The sequence below is a fragment of the Streptomyces sp. NPDC088732 genome, assembly GCF_044751205.1.
Taxonomy (GTDB): domain Bacteria; phylum Actinomycetota; class Actinomycetes; order Streptomycetales; family Streptomycetaceae; genus Actinacidiphila.
This window is the reverse complement of record NZ_JBIVLI010000035.1, coordinates 1-20495: the sequence shown is the minus strand read 5'-3', so window position 1 is coordinate 20495 and position 20495 is coordinate 1. Positions and strand designations below refer to the sequence as shown.

General features: G+C 72.0%; 19 protein-coding genes. 10 read left to right on the top strand and 9 right to left on the bottom strand.

Annotated elements, in window-relative coordinates; translation table 11 throughout:
- Positions 1–655: 655 nt before the first annotated feature.
- Genes ACIP9H_RS38675 through ACIP9H_RS38665 form a run of 3 tightly spaced genes read left to right on the top strand, consistent with a single transcriptional unit; the run spans position 656 to position 2170 of the window.
- Entirely contained in the window at positions 656–1021 is a 366-nt protein-coding gene (locus ACIP9H_RS38675) for an ArsR/SmtB family transcription factor (RefSeq protein WP_401590788.1), read from the top strand.
- Entirely contained in the window at positions 1002–1505 is a 504-nt protein-coding gene (locus tag ACIP9H_RS38670) for an SRPBCC family protein (RefSeq protein WP_401590791.1), read from the top strand. The genes ACIP9H_RS38675 and ACIP9H_RS38670 overlap by 20 nt, the downstream gene beginning before the upstream one ends.
- Positions 1505–2170, top strand: coding sequence for a dihydrofolate reductase family protein (locus ACIP9H_RS38665; protein ID WP_401590794.1), 666 nt, complete (start codon positions 1505–1507; stop codon positions 2168–2170). The genes ACIP9H_RS38670 and ACIP9H_RS38665 overlap by 1 nt, the downstream gene beginning before the upstream one ends.
- Before the next feature lie 40 nt (positions 2171–2210).
- Here the strand turns inward: ACIP9H_RS38665 and ACIP9H_RS38660 are convergent, their stop codons facing one another.
- Positions 2211–2846: a hypothetical protein gene (locus ACIP9H_RS38660; RefSeq protein WP_401590796.1), complete on the bottom strand. Its 636-nt coding sequence runs from the start codon at positions 2844–2846 to the stop codon at positions 2211–2213.
- A gap of 236 nt (positions 2847–3082) precedes the next feature.
- Here ACIP9H_RS38660 and ACIP9H_RS38655 point away from each other — a divergent pair, with 236 nt between their 5' ends.
- The 3 genes from ACIP9H_RS38655 to ACIP9H_RS38645 all read left to right on the top strand — a co-directional run bounded on the left by ACIP9H_RS38655 (position 3083) and on the right by ACIP9H_RS38645 (position 7050).
- Positions 3083–3760 (top strand): helix-turn-helix domain-containing protein, encoded by a 678-nt coding sequence (locus ACIP9H_RS38655; RefSeq protein ID WP_401590798.1) that lies wholly within the window; start codon positions 3083–3085, stop codon positions 3758–3760.
- Positions 3761–3934: 174 nt separating this feature from the next.
- Positions 3935–5458, top strand: a complete 1524-nt coding sequence (locus tag ACIP9H_RS38650) for a GMC family oxidoreductase (protein WP_401590801.1) — start codon at positions 3935–3937, stop codon at positions 5456–5458.
- Between the two features lie 110 nt (positions 5459–5568).
- Positions 5569–7050 carry an aldehyde dehydrogenase family protein gene (locus ACIP9H_RS38645; protein ID WP_401590804.1) on the top strand — a complete coding sequence of 494 codons (1482 nt, stop codon included), beginning with the start codon at positions 5569–5571 and terminating at the stop codon, positions 7048–7050.
- A 71-nt stretch (positions 7051–7121) separates the two neighbouring features.
- Here the strand turns inward: ACIP9H_RS38645 and ACIP9H_RS38640 are convergent, their stop codons facing one another.
- The 3 genes from ACIP9H_RS38640 to ACIP9H_RS38630 form a co-directional block, all read right to left on the bottom strand.
- Positions 7122–7628 (bottom strand): hypothetical protein, encoded by a 507-nt coding sequence (locus ACIP9H_RS38640; protein ID WP_401590807.1) that lies wholly within the window; start codon positions 7626–7628, stop codon positions 7122–7124.
- Between the two features lie 216 nt (positions 7629–7844).
- A complete protein-coding gene (locus tag ACIP9H_RS38635) occupies positions 7845–8387 on the bottom strand; it encodes an HAAS signaling domain-containing protein (protein ID WP_401590810.1) in 543 nt (180 codons plus the stop codon).
- 222 nt (positions 8388–8609) lie between these two features.
- A complete protein-coding gene (locus tag ACIP9H_RS38630; protein ID WP_401590812.1) occupies positions 8610–8969 on the bottom strand; it encodes a DoxX family protein in 360 nt (119 codons plus the stop codon).
- Positions 8970–9129: 160 nt separating this feature from the next.
- On the opposite strand from ACIP9H_RS38630, the gene ACIP9H_RS38625 reads away from it, so the two are divergent.
- Both ACIP9H_RS38625 and ACIP9H_RS38620 read left to right on the top strand, forming a co-directional pair.
- Positions 9130–9981 carry a LysR family transcriptional regulator gene (locus ACIP9H_RS38625; RefSeq protein ID WP_401590815.1) on the top strand — a complete coding sequence of 284 codons (852 nt, stop codon included), beginning with the start codon at positions 9130–9132 and terminating at the stop codon, positions 9979–9981.
- 108 nt (positions 9982–10089) lie between these two features.
- Complete coding sequence (locus ACIP9H_RS38620) at positions 10090–11391, top strand: amidohydrolase family protein (RefSeq protein WP_401590817.1); 1302 nt, start codon at positions 10090–10092, stop codon at positions 11389–11391.
- Here ACIP9H_RS38620 and ACIP9H_RS38615 read toward each other — a convergent pair.
- The 5 genes from ACIP9H_RS38615 to ACIP9H_RS38595 all read right to left on the bottom strand — a co-directional run bounded on the left by ACIP9H_RS38615 (position 11388) and on the right by ACIP9H_RS38595 (position 17272).
- Positions 11388–14129 (bottom strand): AAA family ATPase, encoded by a 2742-nt coding sequence (locus ACIP9H_RS38615; RefSeq protein WP_401963619.1) that lies wholly within the window; start codon positions 14127–14129, stop codon positions 11388–11390. The genes ACIP9H_RS38620 and ACIP9H_RS38615 overlap by 4 nt on opposite strands.
- 109 nt (positions 14130–14238) lie before the next feature.
- On the bottom strand, positions 14239–14967 hold the full coding sequence (locus tag ACIP9H_RS38610) for a YoaK family protein (protein WP_401590822.1): 729 nt from the start codon (positions 14965–14967) through the stop codon (positions 14239–14241).
- The gene (locus ACIP9H_RS38605) at positions 14942–15778 is read right to left on the bottom strand and encodes a fumarylacetoacetate hydrolase family protein (RefSeq protein WP_401590824.1); all 837 of its coding nucleotides are present in this window, start codon (positions 15776–15778) and stop codon (positions 14942–14944) included. Before ACIP9H_RS38605 ends, ACIP9H_RS38610 begins: the two co-directional genes overlap by 26 nt.
- Before the next feature lie 139 nt (positions 15779–15917).
- Positions 15918–16481 carry a GNAT family N-acetyltransferase gene (locus ACIP9H_RS38600; protein ID WP_401590827.1) on the bottom strand — a complete coding sequence of 188 codons (564 nt, stop codon included), beginning with the start codon at positions 16479–16481 and terminating at the stop codon, positions 15918–15920.
- Positions 16482–16642: 161 nt separating this feature from the next.
- On the bottom strand, positions 16643–17272 hold the full coding sequence (locus ACIP9H_RS38595) for an SMI1/KNR4 family protein (RefSeq protein ID WP_401590830.1): 630 nt from the start codon (positions 17270–17272) through the stop codon (positions 16643–16645).
- Between the two features lie 251 nt (positions 17273–17523).
- Between ACIP9H_RS38595 and alsS the strand changes: the two genes are divergently transcribed.
- Entirely contained in the window at positions 17524–19209 is a 1686-nt protein-coding gene (gene alsS, locus ACIP9H_RS38590; RefSeq protein ID WP_401590832.1) for an acetolactate synthase AlsS, read from the top strand.
- Positions 19210–19292: 83 nt separating this feature from the next.
- Positions 19293–20348, top strand: coding sequence for an NAD(P)/FAD-dependent oxidoreductase (locus tag ACIP9H_RS38585; protein ID WP_401590835.1), 1056 nt, complete (start codon positions 19293–19295; stop codon positions 20346–20348).
- Positions 20349–20495: the final 147 nt, after the last annotated feature.

The following is a 20495-nucleotide window of genomic DNA, read 5'->3' as shown; positions in this document are numbered from 1 at the left end:
ATAGCACCTTGACAGGGGTGACGCTCTGCCGCACGCTCGTGACGCTTCGCCACTCGGTCGGCGCTTCCGCGCACCGTCGTCGTCCCTGACAGGAGCGCTCATGTCGAGCGGATTGTGGATCATTGGCGCGCGCCCGTGGCTCCGTCGCCACCGCGGCCGCGCCTCCCCCTTCGCCGATGCGGGCCGTCGCGGCCGGTCCGGCCTGGTCCCGGCGTAGTCGAATCCGCACCCGGCGGCCCACTGTGCGGTCGGCGGATGATCCCCTTCCTGACCCGCGGCCCGGCGCAACTCGCCCTCGCTGTCGCCGGCTTCGCCCTCGTCGTGACCCTCGGCTGGTACGGCACCGAGACCGTGCACCCCGACTGCGCCTACGGGTATGCCACCGTGCGCGGTGGCGACGGGAAACCCATGCCCGGCGCGGACGGGAAGGTGCGGACGGATGGGAAGTGGCCGACCTCGCCCGCCGGCGGGCCTATGAGTCAGGTCAGTGCGTCATGCCGCACCCCCGCTGGCGCGACTGGCTCGGCTGAGTCGAGGAGGGGCGTCGCTGCAGCCGTACCCGCCGCAGGGTGAGCTGTGTGAGCCGTGACCGGCCGGAGCCGGGCGGGCGCCGCGTGTGCATTGACGCATTCCGATATAGGCATATGATGGTGCCATGGCACGAGCGGCGACGACCTCGGACACGTTCAACGCGATCGCCGAGCCGCAGCGGCGCGAGATCCTCATGCTGCTGCGGGCCGGCGAGCGACCCGTGACCGCACTGGCACGGGACCTCGGGATGAGCCAGCCGCAGGCGTCCAAGCACCTGCGGGTGCTCCGCGAGGTCGGCCTGGTGCGCGTTCGCGAGGCGGGCAAGCGGCGGCTGTACGGGCTGGACGCCCGGGGGCTGCGGCCGGTTCACGAGTGGGTGGGCGGCTTCGAGGAGTTCTGGAACGGGACCTTCGACCGGCTGGACGCGTTCGTGCGAGACCTGGAGCAGGAACGGCAGGAGGAACCACCGGATGACGACGACCAGCAGTGACGGCGAACCCGGCCGTACGACCGCGGACCGCGAGATCGTGATCTCCCGGGCGATCGGCGCCCCACGGGAGCTGGTGTTCCAGGCGTTCACGGAAGTCCGGTACCTGTCGCGGTGGTGGGGACCGGACGGCTTCACCACCACGACGCGGTCCTTCGAGTTCCGCGCGGGCGGGGTCTGGGCCTTCGTGATGCACGGGCCGGACGGGACCGACTACCAGGAGTGGATCACCTGGACCGAGATCGTCCCGCCGGAGCGGATCGCGCTGGTGCACGGCGAGTCCCGCGACGACCCCGACGCCTTCGAGTCGGTCCTGACGTTCGAGCCGGCGGGGGAGGAGACCCGGATCGTGATGCGCACGGTGTTCCCCACGAAGGAACTGCGCGACGAGGCGGCGGAGAAGTACCACGCGGTCGAGGGCGGCGAGCAGACGCTGCGCAACCTGGCGGCCTACGTCGACGAGCTCACGAGGAAGGCGGTGGGCTGATGGCCGGGAAGGTGTTCTTCAGCGTGACGATGTCGATCGACGGCTTCGTGGCGCCGGAGCCCGTACCCGTCGAGGACGTCTTCGCGCCCGGGGGCAGCAGCGACCCCGGGGTCCAGCGCTGGATGGCCAAGTGGTCGGAGCTGCAGGCGTGGGTGTTCCCGCAGCGGTGGTTCCGGGAGAACCTCAAGCTCGGCGAGGGCGGCGAGGAAGGACTCGACAACGACATCGTCCGCGCGACGTACGAGCGCACCGGCGCGAGCGTCATGGGCAAGCGCATGTTCGACGCCGGCGAGCGGGCATGGCCGGAAGAAGCCCCTTTCCACACCCCGGTGTTCGTCGTCACCCGCACCGAGCGCGCCCCGTGGGAGCGGCCGGGCGGCACGACGTTCCACTTCGTCAACGACGGCATCTCCAGCGCACTGGACCGGGCTCGCGAGGCCGCCGGTGACCGCGACGTCCGCATCGCCGGCGGCGCCGAGACGATCCAGCAGTATCTGGACAGCGGCCTGGTCGACGAGTTCTCGATCACCCTCGCACCCGTGCTGTTCGGCACCGGCATCCGCCTGTTCGACCACGTGGACCCGGCCCGGTTCACCCTCGACCAGACCCGCGCGGACGCCTCGACCCGGGTGACCCACCTGACGTACGGCGTCGGGAAGCGGTAGCGGGATCCTGCCGGCGGGGCGCGGCCCCCAGGAGTTGCCGTCAGTAGCAGAGTGTGAGCCCGACGGCGCCTGATCCCGTGCGCGCCGCGTGACGCAGCACCCGCAGCGGGCCGTCGATGAGCTCGTCGATGTCGCGATTCGGGTCGTCCGCCATCTCGTCCAGCCACAGCCGGACCCGGGCGGCCACGTCGGCCCTGCGCGGCAGTTGAACGACGAGCGCCTGCTCGGCTGCGGGAAGCGCGGCCCGTACCTGGGCGGCATCGAGCAGGAACTGTCCGCAGCAGCCGGGAAGTCGGAGCGTCGCGTCGAGGCCGAGCGCCCACATGAGCGCCGCCGCTCCGTCACTCCTGGGTACGGCGGCGCAGAACATGTCCTCACCCTCCTGTTGCGGGGCCGTGTGCAGCAGATGGTCCTGGAACGCGTCCACCTCTGGCGCGCTGTTGCGGACCTCGTCGACCGCGTGGGCGAAGAGCGCGATCTCGTTGGCGCGCGACGGCTGCCCAGGCGTCACCTCGAACGTCCCCACAGGCCCGAGACGCTCGTACCACTGGCTCTGGTCGTCGAACGGTTCCGGCCAGATGCCGTGGGCGCGTGCCGCGACGGGGAACCGGCGACGCGCTTCCGCGATCGCATCGTCCGTCACGACGCCGACGACCCAGACCCCGATCACGCTCATCCTCGCCCCTTCGTATGCACGTCGCTCATGTGCGGCGAAGGGAAAAAGTTAGCGCTGTGACCGAGGGTGAACGTACCTGGGGCCGTGTTACCCAGTGCTCCAAGGTGACTTCGTTGAGTGTCCCCCTCGTGTCGCCGGCCAACCGGAGCGGAACGCGAGAGGGGAGACACCGGCTTACGATCGATGAAGGGTGAGATGTGCGGCCGGCGCCCTTCCGGCGCGGGAAAGAGCGGACGATGATGGACGACTTCGCCTCGGAGCGCGTCCCGGCATCAGGACGCGCGGGCCAGAACGACGGCGTCGTGCGCAGTGCGTTCGCGCTCATCCGGGTCCTCGTCCAGGCCCGGCGTCCGATGGGCGTCACGAGTCTGGCGGCGGCGGTGGGCCTGCCCAAGACGACGGCACACCGGATCCTGGAGCAGCTGGCCCGCGAGGGTGTCGTGAGCCGTCGCGACCACGCATGGGCCCTGGGCGCGGGGCTGGGCGACCTGTCGCAAGTTCCCTACCGAGCCGACCTGGCAGGTGTGGCGCACGTTCGCATGCATGCCCTGAGCCGCGCCACGGGGGCGACCCTGTTCCTGTACGTGCATGCCCCGGGACAGCCGCTCAACGCGCTCTCCCGGGCCTACGGAGCTCGGGTACACGGCGCCGTGACCGCCCCCGAGCAGCGACGCTCCGCCGAGCATCCGGCCTCGGCCGTCTGGCGCGCCCTGGAGCGGGGACAACTGGCGGCCGAGTACGGAGAGGCACACCCGGACATCGACTGCATCGCCACGCCCGTGACCGTTCCCTGCGGCGACACGGCGATTCTCACCCTCGCCGAGCCCAGGGGCGTGGACCTGGAACCCTTCAAACGCCCCCTGGACCGGACCATCGCGCTGATCCTCTCCGACCTGCGCCGCCTGGAGCACTGAAAGAACCCGCGCGAGCCCTGCTCACTGCCCTGCCGCGCCGCCGGGGGGCACTCACCGTCCCGTTTCGCTGAGCGGAACGAAAGTCCTGCCGCCCTCTCTTTCGCGTTACCCCGGTAGGAGCGCACGTGAGTGCCCAGACATCCCTGACGGGGGATTTCGACGGTGGGAGAGACCATGCCAACCACGACCGACGGGTTCGACTACATCGTTGTCGGCGGAGGGACGGCCGGCTGTGTGATCGCCGCGCGGTTGTCCGAGGACGACGGCTCGCGGGTCCTGCTGCTGGAAGCGGGCCTGGCGCGTACCCCGGCTGCCAAGTCCGCGCCTCCGGCGTGGCCGACGCTGCTCCAGACGTCCGCGAACTGGGGGGATGTGACGGTCCCGCAGCGGACCACCGGCACGAGGATCCCCATCGGGAACGGGCGGGTGCTCGGCGGTGGGTCGGCCATCAACGCGATGAACTACGTCCGGGGCCATCGCAGCAGCTACGACGCGTGGGCGAAGGCGGGCCTCACGGAATGGGGGTTCGAGGACCTGCTGCCCTACTTCATGCGGAGCGAGAGCACGGTCGGACGGGATCCTGAACTGCGCGGCACCTGCGGGCCCTTGAGGGTGGGACCCCCTGATCCTCCGAACCCGGTCGTGGCGGCCATGCTGGAGGCGGCGGCGGAGTCCGGCCATCTCCGCGCGGCCGACATCAGCGGGGGAGCGGAGGAGGGGTTCGGCTGGTCCGATCTGAACATCGTCGACGGAAAACGGCAGAGCGCGGCTGATGCCTATCTGGCGCCCGCGATGGACCGGCGCAATCTGACGGTGGTGACCCAGGCACTGGTCCACCGGTTGCGGATCAGCGGCGGCCGGTGCACGGGAGTGGAGTACAACACCGGGGGCGACACCGTCTCGGTCGGCTGTACGGGCGAGGTGGTCCTCGCGGCCGGCAGCGTCGGGTCGCCGCAGTTGCTGATGCTCTCCGGGGTCGGCCCGGCACGGCAGCTGCGGCAGGCGGGCGTCGACGTCGCGGTGGACCTGCCGGATGTGGGGGAGAACCTGCACGACCACCCGATGTCCGACGTCGTCTACCAGGCGGCACGTCGTGTCCCGGCGGCGATGAACAATCACGGCGAGGCGTTCGGCCTGGTGCGCAGCCGGCCGGGGCTCGACGGACCCGACCTGCAGATACTCTTCATCGACGTTCCGGGCCACATCCCGGATGCCGACGTGCCCGAAACGGGGCGGGGCTACACGATCGCCGTCGCCCCGATGCTGCCGCTGAGCCGGGGCACCGTCCGGCTGGCGAGCGCGGATCCGGGGGTACGGCCCTTGGTGAACCCCAACTACTTCGGCGACGACCGGGACTTGGAAGCGGTCGTCCGGGGACTGCGCCTGGCACGTGAGATCGGCGAGGCGCGTGCGCTCGGCGAATGGCGTGAGCGTGAAGTGCAGCCGGGGCCGAGGGTGACGGACGACGTCGATCTGCGGCGGTTCGTGCTCACCACCCTGACCACCTACAACCACCCCGTGGGCACCTGCCGGATGGGTGTCGATCCGCGGGCTGTCGTCGACGACAGGCTGCGCGTGCGGGGTGTCGAGCGTCTGCGGATCGCCGACGCCTCGGTCATCCCGTCCATCCCCTCGGCCAACACCAACGCCACTGTCTGCGCCATCGCGGAACGGGCCGCCGAACTGCTGCGCTCCTGACGGCTCCGGCCCGTCGCACCACGCACCGGCCGGAGACCACGGCCCCCACCCCACCTTCGGGCGCCGCGGCCCACGTACGCCACGACGCCCCCGAGCACGGAGAACCACCCATGACGCTCACCACTGAGAACACCTTCCAGCACCTGCTGATCGACGGCATGTGGCAGCACGCTTCCCACGCGCGTACTTACACGGCACGCGACCCGTTCACCGGCCATGTCGCCTCCCAGGCCGCGGCGGCTGCTCCCGAGGACGTCGTGCTCGCGGTCGATGCCGCCGAGCGGGCCTTTCCCGCCTGGGCGGCGCTGGCACCGGGCGAGCGCCGCCGCATCCTGTGGACGGCGGCCGAGACGATCGAGGCCCGATCGGACGAGATCTCCCGGGCGATCACCGCCGAGATGGGCGGCCCCGCCGGCTGGGGCCACTTCAACACCACGGTCCTCGCCGACAACTTCCGCTACGCGGCGGGCGCCGTCCATGAGACCCTCACCGGCGAGATCATCCCCTCCGACATGCCGGGTCGTACCTCGATCGCGATCAGGAAGCCCGCCGGCGTGGTGGCCTGCATCGTCCCGTGGAACGCGCCGGCACTGCTGGTCGGCAGCTCGGTTCCCCATGCGCTGGCCGCGGGCAACACCGTGGTGATGAAGGCGGCGGAGCAGACTCCGCGCACCCACGGTCTGATCGCCGAGTGCATCACCGAGGCCGGGCCTCCGGACGGGGTGTACAACCTCGTCACCAATGCCCCTCAGGACGGCCCCGCCGTCGTGGACGCCCTGATCGCCCACCCGGCCGTACGGCGCGTGCACTTCACCGGGTCGTCCCGGGTGGGCCGCATCATCGCGGAGAAGGCCGCCGCGCACCTCAAGCGGGTCATCCTCGAACTCGGTGGCAAGGCGCCCGTTCTGGTCCTCGCCGACGCCGACCTCGACCAGGCGGTCAGCGCCGTCGCCTTCGGCTCGTTCGCCAACTCCGGCCAGGGCTGCATCACCACCGAACGCATCATCGTCGACCGCACCGTCGCCGATGAGTTCACGCGGCGCCTGACCGCCCTCGCCGTCATCCTCACCTACGGCGACGGTCGCGATCCGCGCACGGTGCTCGGCCCCCTCGTCGGACCGGACAGCATCAGGCGGCTGTCCGACATGGTCCACGACGCCGTGGCGGGTGGCGCACGGCTGCTGACGGGCGGCACGGCTGACGGTGCCTGCTACGCACCCACCGTACTGGCCGATGTCACGCCGGCCATGCGGGTCTGGCGTGAGGAGTCCTTCGGGCCGATCGTCGGAGTCGCCGTCGCCGACGGACCGGAGGAGGCCGTGCGCATGGCCAACGACAGCGACTACGGGCTTTCCGCGGCCATTTTCACCCGCGACATCCCCCTCGCGCTGGACCTCGCGAAGCGCATCGACGCCGGCATGTGCCACATCAACGGCACGACCCTCGACGACGAACCCCAGATGCCCTTCGGCGGGGTCAAGGGCAGCGGCTACGGAAAGTCCGGTGGGCGCGCCGGCATGCAGGAGTTCACGGAACTCCAGTGGGTCACCATCGAAGGCTCCCCGCCGCCGCGCTACCCCATCGCCGAATGACCGTCTCCCGGGAAGGGAGACATGCCCCTCGGAGACCGACTCCGAGGGGCACGGTCAGCGATTCGGCACGGTCAACGGGGCGACGCCGGCGGCCACTGACCGCGGGACAGGTCGTGATCGAGCAGCCGCTGACCGACGTCGCCCTGGTAGAACAGGTCCGGCCCGAACTCGTCACCGAAGTGCTTCGCCAGCAAGGACGAGAACAGCAGGGCGGCCGACTGCGGCCGGTGGTTCATGACGAGCTGACTGGTCTCGCCCGCCTCGTTGAAATACACGACGACGAAGTTGTAGATTTCGATTCCGCCAGGGCGGTAGTCCTCGCTGCCGCGGATGCTGGAGCGGTAGTCCTCCAGGAAGAGTTCGCCGCGCGGGCCGTAGAAGCGGAAGTCCTGGAAAGCGTAGATGCTCCGCGCGAAGCCCAGCAGCTTTGCCACCTTTTCCTTGCCGAGAACTTCGCCATTGGCGAAATTGCCCTGAAGAATGACGTCGTCGGCAAGGTTGTCGAGCCAGTGCGGGTAATAGTCGAGATGCGGTGCCTGGTTGATCGACCCGCGAGTGGACTCGTTCGGTGTGGTCACGGCAGTGTCTCCTCGTTCCCGGTTTTGACCAGCTATTCCGATGAACAGAATCACTCCGTGCACCGGCGGGTGTCCAACGCAATTTCGCGATTGCCCCGATCTCTCGGAGAGATGCCCTCGCGTCCCCGGTCGTCCGGGAATTCCCGCGGAACCTTATTGCCATTGAAATCAAAAAGTGTCCGGTGTGCCGGGCCGACAGGGCCAGAACCCTCGCCGCTATACCGGCATGCGGCGACCGGCCCGGAAGAGGTACAGCGATGCGGCTGCCGCAACAAGCGCTATGGCGGCGACAAGGGTGATCAGAACCGGCTCGGTGAGGCCCCCGGTCGCAGCGAAGGCCAGGCCGACGAACGCGACGCCCACGGGGACCAGAAGCGCCGCCGCAGTGCCGATGATCTTGTCGCGCCGGCCCCAATGAGGTGCCCCCCACAGCAGCACGACGCTCGCGATCATGACGATGCCGCCCAGGAGGGGGGTGACGGCCAGAAGTAGCCCACCGAGCGGCAGCAAGATCAATGGTGCGAGGCTGTGCCACGTAACGGGCGGCGGCGCGATCGTCTCGCCGTCCCGGGCCGCGGCCACGACGGTGCGGGGGTCGCCGAGGCGATCCAGCACGGCCTCCACCTCGGCGTCACTGCGGGCCGGACGCTCGGCGAGAGCCATCTGCAGGCGCTCTGTCAGATCGGCAAGCAGCGCGGTGCGGCGCTCCGGTACCAGGTCTGCGGCCTCGCGTGCCACAGCGTCCAGGTAGGCCACCACAAGCGGATGCTCGATGTTCTGCAGGGTGAATCTCCGGGTCTACGGTGTGAGTTGGTTGTTCCATCGGTGGTGAAGCGGTTGCCGCGGACGTGCGGCTCCTTATCGGCGACCTCGGTGTCGCGCCGCGATCCGTACTCCACCCTGCGGCGATGTCCCCTGTGTGCTTGCGAATTGAAAGTACGGGTAAGTCCTTGCCCGGTCAAGCACGTCCTTCTGGTGCGATCACAGCGTGGTCGACAGCCAGACGGCCACGGCCGCGGTGGCCGTGAGCCCGAGGTTGAGGGCGATCCGGCGGTCCTCGCCCGTCAGGTGGACGGCGATCGCACCGGCCTGCAGGAGGACGAAACCGATGGCCGCGACCCCTGCCAGGAACGGCGCGATGCCGGTCAGGGGCGGCAGGACCAGGCCGGCCGCGCCGAGTACTTCGAGCGTTCCGAGCGTCCTGACGACGGGCAGGGGCACGCGGTCGACCCAGGCCATCATGGGCCGGAGCCGATCGCGGTCGCGGAGCACCTTCAGGGTGCCGGCGTAGAGGTAGAACGAGGCGAGCAGTCCCGCCACGATCCAGTAGGCGATGTCCATGTTCTCCGTTCGCGGCCGGGCTTCAGGCAGGTTCGGTCGCGTAGCGGCTCATCGCGTCGACGTTGGCCTCTCGCGCCATGCCCACGAGTGCACCGCCGAGACCCTGCCGGTGTCCAAGACCTGTCCCGCGATTGCGATACCTCGTGGGTATCATCCCAGCGTGGAGCTTCGTACCCTGCGCTACTTCGTGACGGTCGCCGAGGAACTCCACTTCGGCCGGGCCGCCACCCGACTGCACATGAGCCAGCCGCCGCTGAGCCGGGCGATCAAGCGGTTGGAGGCCGAGGTCGGGGCCCCGCTCTTCGTCCGCTCGCCGGCCGGCGTCACGCTCACCGCGGTGGGCACGGTGCTGCTCGACGAGGCGCGCGCCCTGCTGGAGCATGCCGACCGTCTCCGCGTCCGCGTGAGCGCGGCCGCCGGCGTCGCCACCGTCACCGTCGGCATTCTGGGCGACGGCACCGACCCGGGGATGACCAGGCTGGCGGCCGCCTACCGGCAGCGGCACCCCGGCGTCGACATCCGCATCCGCGACACCGATCTGACCGACCCGACGTGCGGGCTGCGCGCCGGGCTGGTCGACATCGCCCTGACCCGGGCGCCCTTCGACGAGAGCGCCCTGACGGTGCGTACGCTGCGGGCGGATCCGGTCGGCGTGGTCCTGCGCGCCGACGACCCGCTGGCCGGCCGCACCGAGCTGCGGCTGGCGGAACTGGGCGACCGCCGCTGGTTCCAGTTCCCGCAGGGCACCGACCCCCTCTGGCAGGCGTACTGGAACGGCGGCAGGCCCCGCCGGGGCCCCGTTGTGCGCGCCGTCCAGGAATGCCTCCAAGCCGTCCTCTGGAACGGCACGGTCGGCCTCGCCCCGCTCGGACACGACCTGCCCGCGGAGCTGGCCGTGGTGCCGCTGACCGACATGGTGCCGAGCCGGGTGGTCGCGGTGTGGAACGAAGGCGACACCAATCCGTTGATCCGGTCCTTCGCCGAGATCGCGACAGCCGCGTACCGCCACTGAGCGCCGGCCCGATGGGCCGGCGGACGGCCGAGGAAAGTTGACCTCACGTTGCGTGACGCCCTAGCGTCCCGCCCCTGACCGTCAAGCGCATCCGTCCGGGAGGGGCTCGTGCCCAAGGCAACGGCGATCGTCAACGCGAGAGTGTTCGACGGCACCCGGCTGCGGGACTGGACGTCCGTCCGGTTCGCCGACGGTGTCATCACCGACTGCGCCACCGGCCCCGCCGCCCGGGACGGCGACGAGGTGATCGACGCCAAGGGCGGCACCGTCCTGCCCGGGCTGATCGACTCGCACATCCACCTGGTGCCGGGCGCTCTGGCGCAGGGGCTGACCTTCGGTGTGACCACCGCGCTGGACATGTTCAGCCAGGCCGACGTGATGGCCGCGGCCAAGCAGCAGGCCGGCGCCCGGCCGGACGTGGCCGACGTGCGCTCCGCGGGCATCGGCGCCACCGCGCCGGGCGGGCACCCCTCGATGATGTACGACCCGTTCCCGACCCTGACCGGCCCGGAGGAGGCCGAGCAGTTCGTCGCGGACCGGGTCGCCGAGGGCTCGGACCACCTGAAGATCTTCGGCCCCTCGGGCGCCGCGGGTCCGTGGGCGGCTCCGTCCCTGGGCCTGGAGACGATCACCGCATTGACCGGGGCGGCACATCGCCGCGGGCTCGTGGTCGTCGCGCACATCCACTCCGTGGCCGGGATGCGCGAGGTCGCCGCCGCGGGCGTCGACGTCCTGGCGCATGTGCCCGTGGACGGCGAACTCGACAGGGACCTGGCCGAGCGGATCGCCGACGCCGGGATCGCGGTCGGCCCGACGCTGGCGACCCTCGAGAACGTCCTGGGCGAACCGGGCGGGGCCGCTGTGGCCGCGGACCCGCGACTCGCCGGGGCACTCGGCGACGCTCAAGTGCGGCGGCTGGCCTCCGGCGCGTCGGGACGCGGGCGGGGGGTGCCGCCGTACTCACGTGCGGAGGAGAACGTCGGCCGCCTGGTCGACGCGGGTGTCACGATCCTGGCCGGCACCGACGCCCCCAACCCGGGGACCGTGTTCGGGGCGAGTCTGCACCGTGAGCTCGAACTGCTCGTCCGCTGCGGCCTCACGCCCGCTCAGGCGCTGCACGCCGCGACGTCCGCCCCGGCACGCGTGTTCCGTCTCGCCGACCGCGGGATCGTCGCACCCGGTTGGCGCGCGGACCTCGTGCTCGTGTCCGGCGACCCGACGACGGACATCACCGCGACCCGGGCCGTCGAAGGGATCTGGCGGGCGGGCGTCCCCTGCGAGCGGCGTGTGTTCGTCGCCGACGCGGCCGAGGCCGCGGAACTCGCGGCCTTCGACGCACGGGTGGCCGAGGTCGTCGCGGCCGTCCGTGAACGCCGCTACGGGTCCGGCCCGATGGACCGCCGACCCTAGGACGTGGGGAGCCGCCGGGCGAGCTGGGTGCGCGTGGTGACATCGAGCTTCCGGAACACCTTGCGCAGGTGGTAGTCCACCGTGCTGGCGCTGATGAACAGCCGTGAGGCAATAGCGGCGTTGGTGGCCCCTTCGGCGGCCAGGACTGCCACGCGCCTTTCCTGCGCGGTGAGTTGTTCGTCGGGCGCGGGCCGGTGCGCACGGGTCCGCTCGCCCGCCGCCGACAGTTCACTGCGGCTGCGCTCCGCGAAGCCGTCCATGCCGAAGCGCAGGAACATCTCGTAGGCCTGCCGAAGTTGTTCCCGCGCCATGACCAGTCGGCGCCGGCGCCGCAGCCACTCCCCGTACAGCAGATGCGTACGGGCCAGCTCGGCGTGCACACCCGTCTGCCGCAGCCGGTCGAGGGCGGTGCGGTACAGCTCATCGGCCTGCGGGTCGGCGGCGAGCAGGGCCCGGCAGCGCGCCTCGACCCCCGCGGCCCAACCGGTGGAGCAGGGACGGGTCGTCCGGCACAGCGCGTGCAGCGCCTCCTGCGCCGTGTCGCGCTGCCCCGCGCGCACGGCCGCCTCGACGAGCTCGGCAAGGGCCCAGTTGCCGAACCGCTGCGCGCCGGCCTCGGCACCGGCCTGCCGGGCGGACTCGAGCGCCCGGTCGTACCGGCCCGTCCCGTTGTGGAGCACGGCGGCGGCCCATTCCAGGAACGTCAGGGCCACGCCTTCCCCGCGGTCCCTCGCATCGCGGGTCGCGGTCCGGATCGCGGCTGTCGCCGCCTCCTGCTGACCGCGGAAGGCGGCGAGCCCCACTTCGGCGTAGGGGGCCAGGCCGGCTCCGGTCATCGCGGTGACGTCGGCGGCGGTCTCCGCCAGCGACGCGGCCTGCTGAAGTTCGCCGGCGAGCAGGTGCAGTCCGGCGCGGGTGGCCGCCGCCATCGGCAGGATGCTCAGCGCGCCGCGCTCCTCGCAGGAGCGCAGCAGCCGTGTGGCCAGCACCTGCCACGCGTGGTCGTCCCACAGCAGCCCGGCGGCGTGGCCCGCCAGCCACAGCCAGCGCATTTCCTCCTCGGAGGTCAGGTTCTCACTGGTGAACGCCGCGACAGCGGTGCGCAGTGCGGGCACGCCGGCGTCGTGCCCCTGCGCGATGAGGAGCGTCAGCCCGTCCAGCAGCAGGTCGGGCGCGCGGGGGACCGGCGCCGCGGCCGCCCGGCGGGCGGCTCGGGCGACCTCGGTGATCCCGCAGTCCCCGCCCAGCCGGCCGGCCAGCAACGCCGCGGCCAGGGCCTGCAGATGGACATCCCTGGCCCGGGACGCATCGATCGGCTCGAAGCGGCGTGCCGCCCGGAGCAGCGCCGGTGCGGCGCCGCTGCCGAAGCTGCGGGCGAAGGCGATCTGCCCGCGCAGCAGTTGACTGCCGGCGGCCCGCAGATCGTCGGCGGGTCCTCGCTCGGCGAGGCTGAGAAGGTGCAGGGCGCTGTCGTACGCGCCCGCCTGCTGCTTGGCGCGCGCCGCGGCCAGGGCCCGCTCCGCACGGACGGCGGGGTCGGGGCTCAGCGCCGCCGATCGTTCCATGAACGCCGCCGCGGCGGCGATCCCGCCACGTGCCTGGGCCCGGTGGGCCGACCGTTCCAACTCCGCCGCGGCTGCCTCGTCGAAGCCGGTGGCGGCCTGCGCCCGGTGCCAGGCGCGCCGGTCGGGATCGGCGGGACTGGTGACGTCGGCCAGCGTCCGGTGCACCGCCCGGCGCTGCGCCGGTGTCGCCGCCCGGTAGACGGCCGACCGTACCAAAGGGTGGCGGAAGACGACCTGGGTGCTGATCGACAGCAGCCCGTCGGCCTCGGCCGGCACCGCGGCCGCGGTCCCGATCGCCAGTTGCCCGGCCGCCCGCCACAGGAGCGCGGAGTCGCCTGTCGGCTCCGCCGCGGCCACCAGCAGCAATGTGCGGGTGTCCGGCGGCAGGCGGAGGACCCGGCTGCGGAAGCTGTCCTCGATGCGGCCGGGCAGCGCCTCGGTGTCCCAGGGGTCGAACCCGCCCGCGAACGCGGTGGCGGTCATGGTCCGCGGCAGTTCGAGCAGGGCCAGCGGATTGCCCCGGGCCTCCACCGCGATCCGCTCGGCCACCGCCTCGTCCAGCGGTACGTGCAGAGCCGAGTGCAGCAGGGCGCGGGCATCGCCGGGGCCGAGCCCGGTCAGCGCCAGCTCCGGCACACCACGCAGCCCGTCCCCGGTACGACGGGTGGCGAACACGAGGCCCAGCGGTTCCGCCCCGATGTGGTGCGCCACGAACGCCAGAGCCTGGGCGGAACCCGGGTCGAGCCACTGGGCGTCGTCGATCACGCAGATGAGCGGCTGGCTGCCGGCCGTCTCGGACAGCAGGCCGAGCACGGCCAGTCCGACCATGAAGCGGTCGGGCACCGCCCCTGCCCGCAGCCCGAAGGCGACGGCCAGGGCGTCCTGCTGCGGTTTCGGGAGATGCTCGAGCGCGGCGAGCGCCGGTGTGCACACCTGATGCAGCACCCCGAAGGGCAGATCTGTTTCCGCCTCGACCGCCGCGGCCCGTACGACACGGAAGCCGGCCGCCGTCGCGACGACGTGGTCGAGCAGCGCGGACTTCCCGATGCCGGGTTCCCCGCGGACGACGAGCGCGCCGCCGCGTCCGGAACGGACCGTGTCCTGCCATCGATCGAACAGCGCACATTCGGCACGCCGACCCAGAAACACCGCGGGACGCCCCGGCGTCAGCATGATCCCAATTTACCCGCCCCGATCGGTACTTGCCTTCCCATGGGCCGCCGGGTGCGGAAGCGTACTTCTGGTATGCGGAAGGGCGACGGGATTGCGGACGGAGCCCCGTTCAGCGTCCGGAGACGGCCGCCACCGCCGCCACCGCCGCGACGAACAGCGCGCAGCCCGCGGCTGCCGCGATGCCGACCGCGGGGCCCGAGTGCAGGACGACGAGAGCGCCGGCGACGGCCCCGGCGATCAGGGCCAGGACGCTCAGCACCTGGCGCACGGCGAGCGGTGACGGGTGCCTGCCGACGCCGCCGATCAGGCCGACCAGGGTGCGGGTCATGACGGTGGTGGTCAGGCCGCTGACGCGCAGCCGCCCGGCCATCCCGTTCTGCAGGCCCAGCGCGACGGCGCAGACGGCGACGAGCACACCGTGCGGTGCACCCCACCCGGCCAGCCCCGCCGCCGTGCCGAGGAGCGCCGTCTCGCAGACCGCACCGGCCCGGATCAGTGCTGCGGGCGGGTGCAGCCCGCCGACGGTCGCGCGGCACAGAAGGACGCCGGCGACGAATCCGCCCAGGGCGACCAGCGACGTGCGGAGGGAGAAACCGGACACGCCTGCCAGGCCCAGGCTGACGAAGACGAGGTTGCCCGTCATGTTGGCCACGAAGACGTGTCCCAGCGCGATGACGCTCACGGCGTCGATCATCCCGCTCAGCACGGTGAGGACGAGCAGCAGCACGGGTGCCAGGTGCGCCGCCTCTGTGCGGGGGCCGCCGGCCGTGTTGACCTGCGCTGGACGGGCGCGGAGCTTCGCCGAGTCCGCGTCAGGTGAAGGTCTGATGGAGTTCACCGATGCCCTCGATCCAGGTGTCGAGCCGGTCCCCGGACTGCAGGAAGACCTGGGGCCGGCGACCGTAGCCGACGCCGGGGGGAGTGCCGGTCCAGATGAGGTCGCCGGGGTGCAGCGGCATGATGCCGGTGACGAAGGCCAGCAGCGCGGGCACGCTGAAGATCATGTCGCTGGTGCGGGCCTTCTGCCGGATGTCCCCGTTGACCTGGCAGCCGATCTCCAGATCGTCGGGGTCGGAGAACTCGTCCAGGGTGACCACGGCGGGGCCCATGGGGCCGAAGTCCGGGTGGGACTTGGCGATCGACCACTGCGGGGACGGCCCGGCGAACTGCAGCGTGCGTTCGGACAGGTCCTGGCCCGCGGTCAGTCCGGCCACGTACGACCACGCGTCGTCCGGCGACACGTGCCGGGCCTCCCGCCCCATGACGACAACGAGTTCGGCCTCCCAGTCGATCGTGCCCTCCGGCAGCGCGACCGGGCCCTCCGGACCGGTGAAGCACGAGCGGAACTTGGTGAACACGTCCGGGTCGTGCACTTCGGCGAGATGGGTCTCCTCGCGGTGCCCCTGGTAGTTCAGGCCGATGGCCACCGCCTGGACGGGTTCCGGGACGGGCGCGCCCAGGTCCCGGGAGGCGCAGGGGACGGCGGCCGGCGCGGTGCCGGCGTCCCTGGCCCAGCCGGAGAACGCCTCCCAGTCGTCGTACAGGCTCTGCGGGCCCGGGCCGAAACGGCCCCCGCTGGCGGTGGCGATGTCCGTGGCGCCGGCACCGTCCAGCAGGACGGCACGGCCGGAAAGGTTGGCGATACGCATGGATCCGCTCCTCTGCGTGCGTGTCCGGTACGAGAGAGTGCGGCCGCACTGAGTTGCTGTCGCCACCGTAGGCACGTGCCGCCGCCCGGCGGCACCACGTAAACACGTAGTCGGTCCCCTGCGCACGTGTGCCGGCTGATCAGCCCCGATCGGCCCGCCACTCGCGGGCGAGCGTCGCGTAGACGTACTCGCTGCCCCAGCGCCCCTCGTCGAGGTCGTTCTCGACAAGGTGCGCCTCCCGGCGCATACCGAGCCGCTCGCACACACCCACCGACCCGGTGTTGAGCACGTCGAGCCGGGCGAAGAGCCGGTGGACGTCCAACTCGGCGAAAGCCAGGCCGGCCGTCGCACGCGCCGCCTCGGTCGCGTAACCCCGCCCAGAAAAGGCCGGGTTGAAGACCCAGCCGATCTCGGCCTGGCGCGCCCGCGCACTCGCCAGCTTCAGGACGACCTCGCCGACCACCTTTGCCTCGTCGAGCGGGCAGACGGCGACCACCAGATCGTCACCGTCCTCGGCCCACGCCGAGCCGGCCGCGCGCCGCGTGAGGCTCTCCACGCACTGTTCACGGGTGAGCGGCTGCCGGTAGAGATAGCGGGCGACGTCGGGGAGGCCTTGATACGCGTGCAGGTCGTCGAGGTCGTCCGGGGTGAACAGACGCAGATGAAGCCGTTCGGTGGTGATGGGCAGCGAGATCGTGGGCATCGATCAGGTGGTCCTCTCCCGAGGGGCGCCCCGCCGGCCCGAGTGACCGGTCGGCGAAGCCCTCAACGACGTGTCCTGGGCAACAACGCCGTTCTAGATCACGGGTTGTTGGCCGCGCAATCGCAATTCGCCGGGGATGCCACCCACGCGCACACCGCGGGTCAGGCGGGCTGCCCCAGGCCGGCGTGTCCGGTCTCCGGGACGAGGCCGCACGTGGCCTCGGCGGCCGTGAGCCACCCGAGGTACCAGGAAGCGAAGTCCACAGGAGAGCCTTCGGCGTCCCGCAGCGGATGCAGATCCATGCCGTCGCTGCGCGGGTCACGCCACATGCGTCCGCGCTCCGGGCCCGTCACGACCAGCCATACCGTCAGGCCGCAGCCTTCGTCGCACAGGCAGAGCGCCCCGGCGGTGAAGCGCGGATCGTACTGGACCTCCGCCAGACGCTCCTCCCACACCTCCAAGGCCGCGTCGAGGTCCGCGAGGTCGTCGAACGCCTCCGGCGACGGCTGCTCGGCCAGGATCCTTGTCGCCGCCGCCGGATCCGCCCCTCCCGGGAACAGCTCGGCGAGCTCGCTCGGCTCGACCTCCTCGGGGGCGTCGCCGCTCCACCGCCAGCACCCGGAATCCTCCCGCCGCACCGGAAAGACGCCGTAGGCCGGGCCCGCACCGCCCGCTCCGACATGCAGCAGGAACGAGCGGTAGTCGTCGGGCAGCTCAACGCCCAGCCATGCCTCGAGATCCGCCACCTCGGCGGCCGCCATGGGGGCATCGAGCGCGAAGCCGTGCCCCATTGCGCCGAACACCCTGTCGCTGCCCGGCGCCGGGGCCAGTGCCAGAACCCGCTCGCTACCCCGGTCCAGTCGGTCATGGCGCCCGACACTACCGGCCGCCGCCGACACTCGGGTCCGACGCCCGTCCCGCGCGTGAAGGGACTACGCGTTCACGTGGTGCCGAGAGGGGGCGCCGCGTGCCTACCGTGAGCAGTGGTCCGGCGCCGGACGACCGCGCCGCGCCCCACACCGCGGAAAAGGTGGCGAGAGCCATGACGAACGTGTCCGTCCGCTCGGCCCAGCGCGTGGTCGAGACCCTGTCGCAGTACGGGGTGCCCTACGTCTTCGGCGTCCCCGGGGCCAAGATCGACGCCGTCTACGACGCCCTGGTAGACGGCGGTCCCGAGCTGGTGGTGTGCCGCCACGAGCAGAACGCGGCCCTGATGGCGGCCGCCGTCGGGCTGCTGACCGGTACGCCCGGTGCGGCCCTGGTCACTTCGGGTCCCGGCACCACCAACCTGATGACCGGGCTGGTCACCGCGACGACCGAGCAGTACCCGATGGTCGCGCTGTGCGGGGCCGTGCCCCGCCGGGACCGGCTCAAGCGGACCCACCAGTCGATGGACGCGGTGGCCGCGCTGCGGCCGGTCACCACCTGGGCCGGCGAGGTCAACGACGCCGACAACGTCCCCGAGGCCGTCGCCAACGCCCTGCGGGCCGCGGTCACCGAGCCCCGCGGCGCCGCCGCCGTGGTGCTGCCCGCCGACATCGTCGGCGCCCCCACCGCCACGGCCGTCGTCCGGCCCCCCAGGCCCCCCGTCCTGGGTCCCGCGCCGGCCGCGTCCGTCCACCGGGCCGCCCAGATGATCCGCGCCGCACGGCGGCCCGTGCTGCTGGTCGGGCTGCGCGGTGCCGATCCCGAGGCGTGCGCGGCGCTGCGCGACCTGATCGCCGCGACGGGGCTGCCCGTGGTGGAGACCTTCCAGGCCGCCGGCGTCGTTCCGCGCGAACTGGAGGAGCAGTACGCCGGCCGGGTCGGCCTCTTCCGCAACCAGCCGGGGGACGTGCTCGTCGCGCACGCCGACGTCCTGATCACCGTCGGGTTCGATCCCGTCGAGTACGACCCGGGCCTGTGGAACACCGACCCCGACCGTCCGCTCGTCCACATCGACACGATGCCCGCCGCCCTCGACAACCGCTACCAGCCCGCGCTCGAACTGCGCGGGGACGTGGCCGCGACGGTCGGCGAGCTGACCGGGCAGTTGTCCGGGCTCGATGTGGGGGACGAGGCCCGTGCCGCGCTGGCCGAGCAGCGTGCCGAGCTGGCCCGCGTCGACGAGGAAGCCCGGTCGGCCCCGCCCACCGCTGCCGGCCTCAACCCCGCCGCGGTCGTCCTGGCGATCCGCGACGCGGTGAACGACGCCGCGACCGTGGTGTCGGACGTCGGCTCGCACTGCATCTACATGGCCCGCCACTTCCGCGGCTACCAGCCGCGGCACGTGCTGTTCTCCAACGGCCAGCAGACACTGGGCGTCGCTCTGCCGTGGGCGATGACCGCCGCGCTGCTGCGGCCGGGAACACAGATCGTGTCGGTGTCCGGGGACGGCGGATTCCTCTTCAGCGCACAGGAGTTGGAGACCGCCACCCGGCTCGGCCTGCGCTTCACGCATGTGATCATGCGGGACAACGGCTACGACATGGTGGCCTTCCAGGAACTTCTCAAGTACGGCAGGACCTCGGGCGTCCGGCTGGGCGACTACGACGTCGCCCAGTACGCAGGAGCGTTCGGCGCGCGGGGAGTACGGGCCGACACCATGGACGCCTTCGAGACCGAACTGCGCACATCCCTCGCCCCGGACACCCTCTGCGCACCAGGAGTCACGGTCATCGACGTCCGGGTCGACTACACCCGCAACGCCGAACTGTTCGCCCGGCTCCACGACGGCGTCCTGGAATAGACGGCCCCGGCGGCCGGAGGCGCTTTTTGCCGAAACGGCAGGAAACTTTGCCGGACGCCCACGGGCCGGGCGATCGTGCGGGCATGGACGAGAAGAGCAGCATGGAGATATCGGGTGGCGTGTGGGACGTCGTGGTCGTCGGGGGTGGCGCCGCGGGTCTGTCCGCCGCGCTGACCCTGGCACGGGTACGGCGGTCGGTGCTGGTGATCGACGCGGGCGAGCCCCGCAACGCCCCGGCCGCCGCCGCGCACGGCCTGCTGGGACGCGACGGCATCGCCCCGCTGGAGCTGCTGCGCAAGGGGCGGGAGGAGATCGCGTCCTACGGCGGTCGCGTCGTCCCCGGCAGCGTCGCGGCGATCCATCGCGACGGCGGCCGCTTGACGGTGGTGTGCGGGGACGGACGCCGGGTGGTGGCGCGGCGGCTGCTGGTGGCCTCGGGCCTCGTCGACGAGCTGCCGGACGTGCCGGGGCTGGGGGAGCGGTGGGGCAGGGACGTGGTGCACTGCGTGTTCTGCCACGGCTGGGAGGCGCGGGACAGCGCGATCGGGGTACTGGGGAATTTTCACCAGGCCCTGATGTTCCGGCAGTTGTCGCAGGACGTGACACTGTTCCCGCACGAGGGAGCCGACCTGACGCCCGATCAGTGGGAGCAGCTCGCCGGCCTGGGGGTCGGCGTGGTCGAGGGCGACGTTGCCGGACTGGAGATCGACGACGCGGACCGGCTGGCCGGGGTGCGCCTGGCGTCCGGACACGTGGTGCCCGTCCGTCTGCTCGTGGTCGCCCCGCGCTTCACGGCGCGGGCGTCCTTTCTCGGCGACCTCGGGCTCGCCGTGCGCGAGCATCCCGCAGGCTTCGGGGAGCAGCTCACCGTGGACGCCCTCGGCTTCACCGGCGTCGACGGGGTGTGGGCCGCGGGGAACGTCAGCGACCTGATGGCGGGCGTTCCGGCAGCCGCGGCGGCCGGGACGACAGCAGCGGCAGCCGTCGTCATGGACCTGCTGGCGGCCGACGCCCGCGCCGCCGCCCGGGCCCGCGAGGTCGGTGCCGCGGACGTGTTCAGCGGGCCGATGGAGGCCGAGGTGTCACGGCGGGTCCTCGGCGTCCGGGCACACGGGCTGGACCTGCCGCCGAAGGCGTGAAGCACCGAGGGCGAGCACGTGGTGTGTGCTCGCCCTCGGTCACGCGGTCACGCGGTCACGCGGTTGCGTGGGTCACCCGGGTGCGGGTCAGCCCTGCGGCAGGACCTGGATGGTCTTGGAGGTCGTGATCGGCGCGAGCGACGCGTC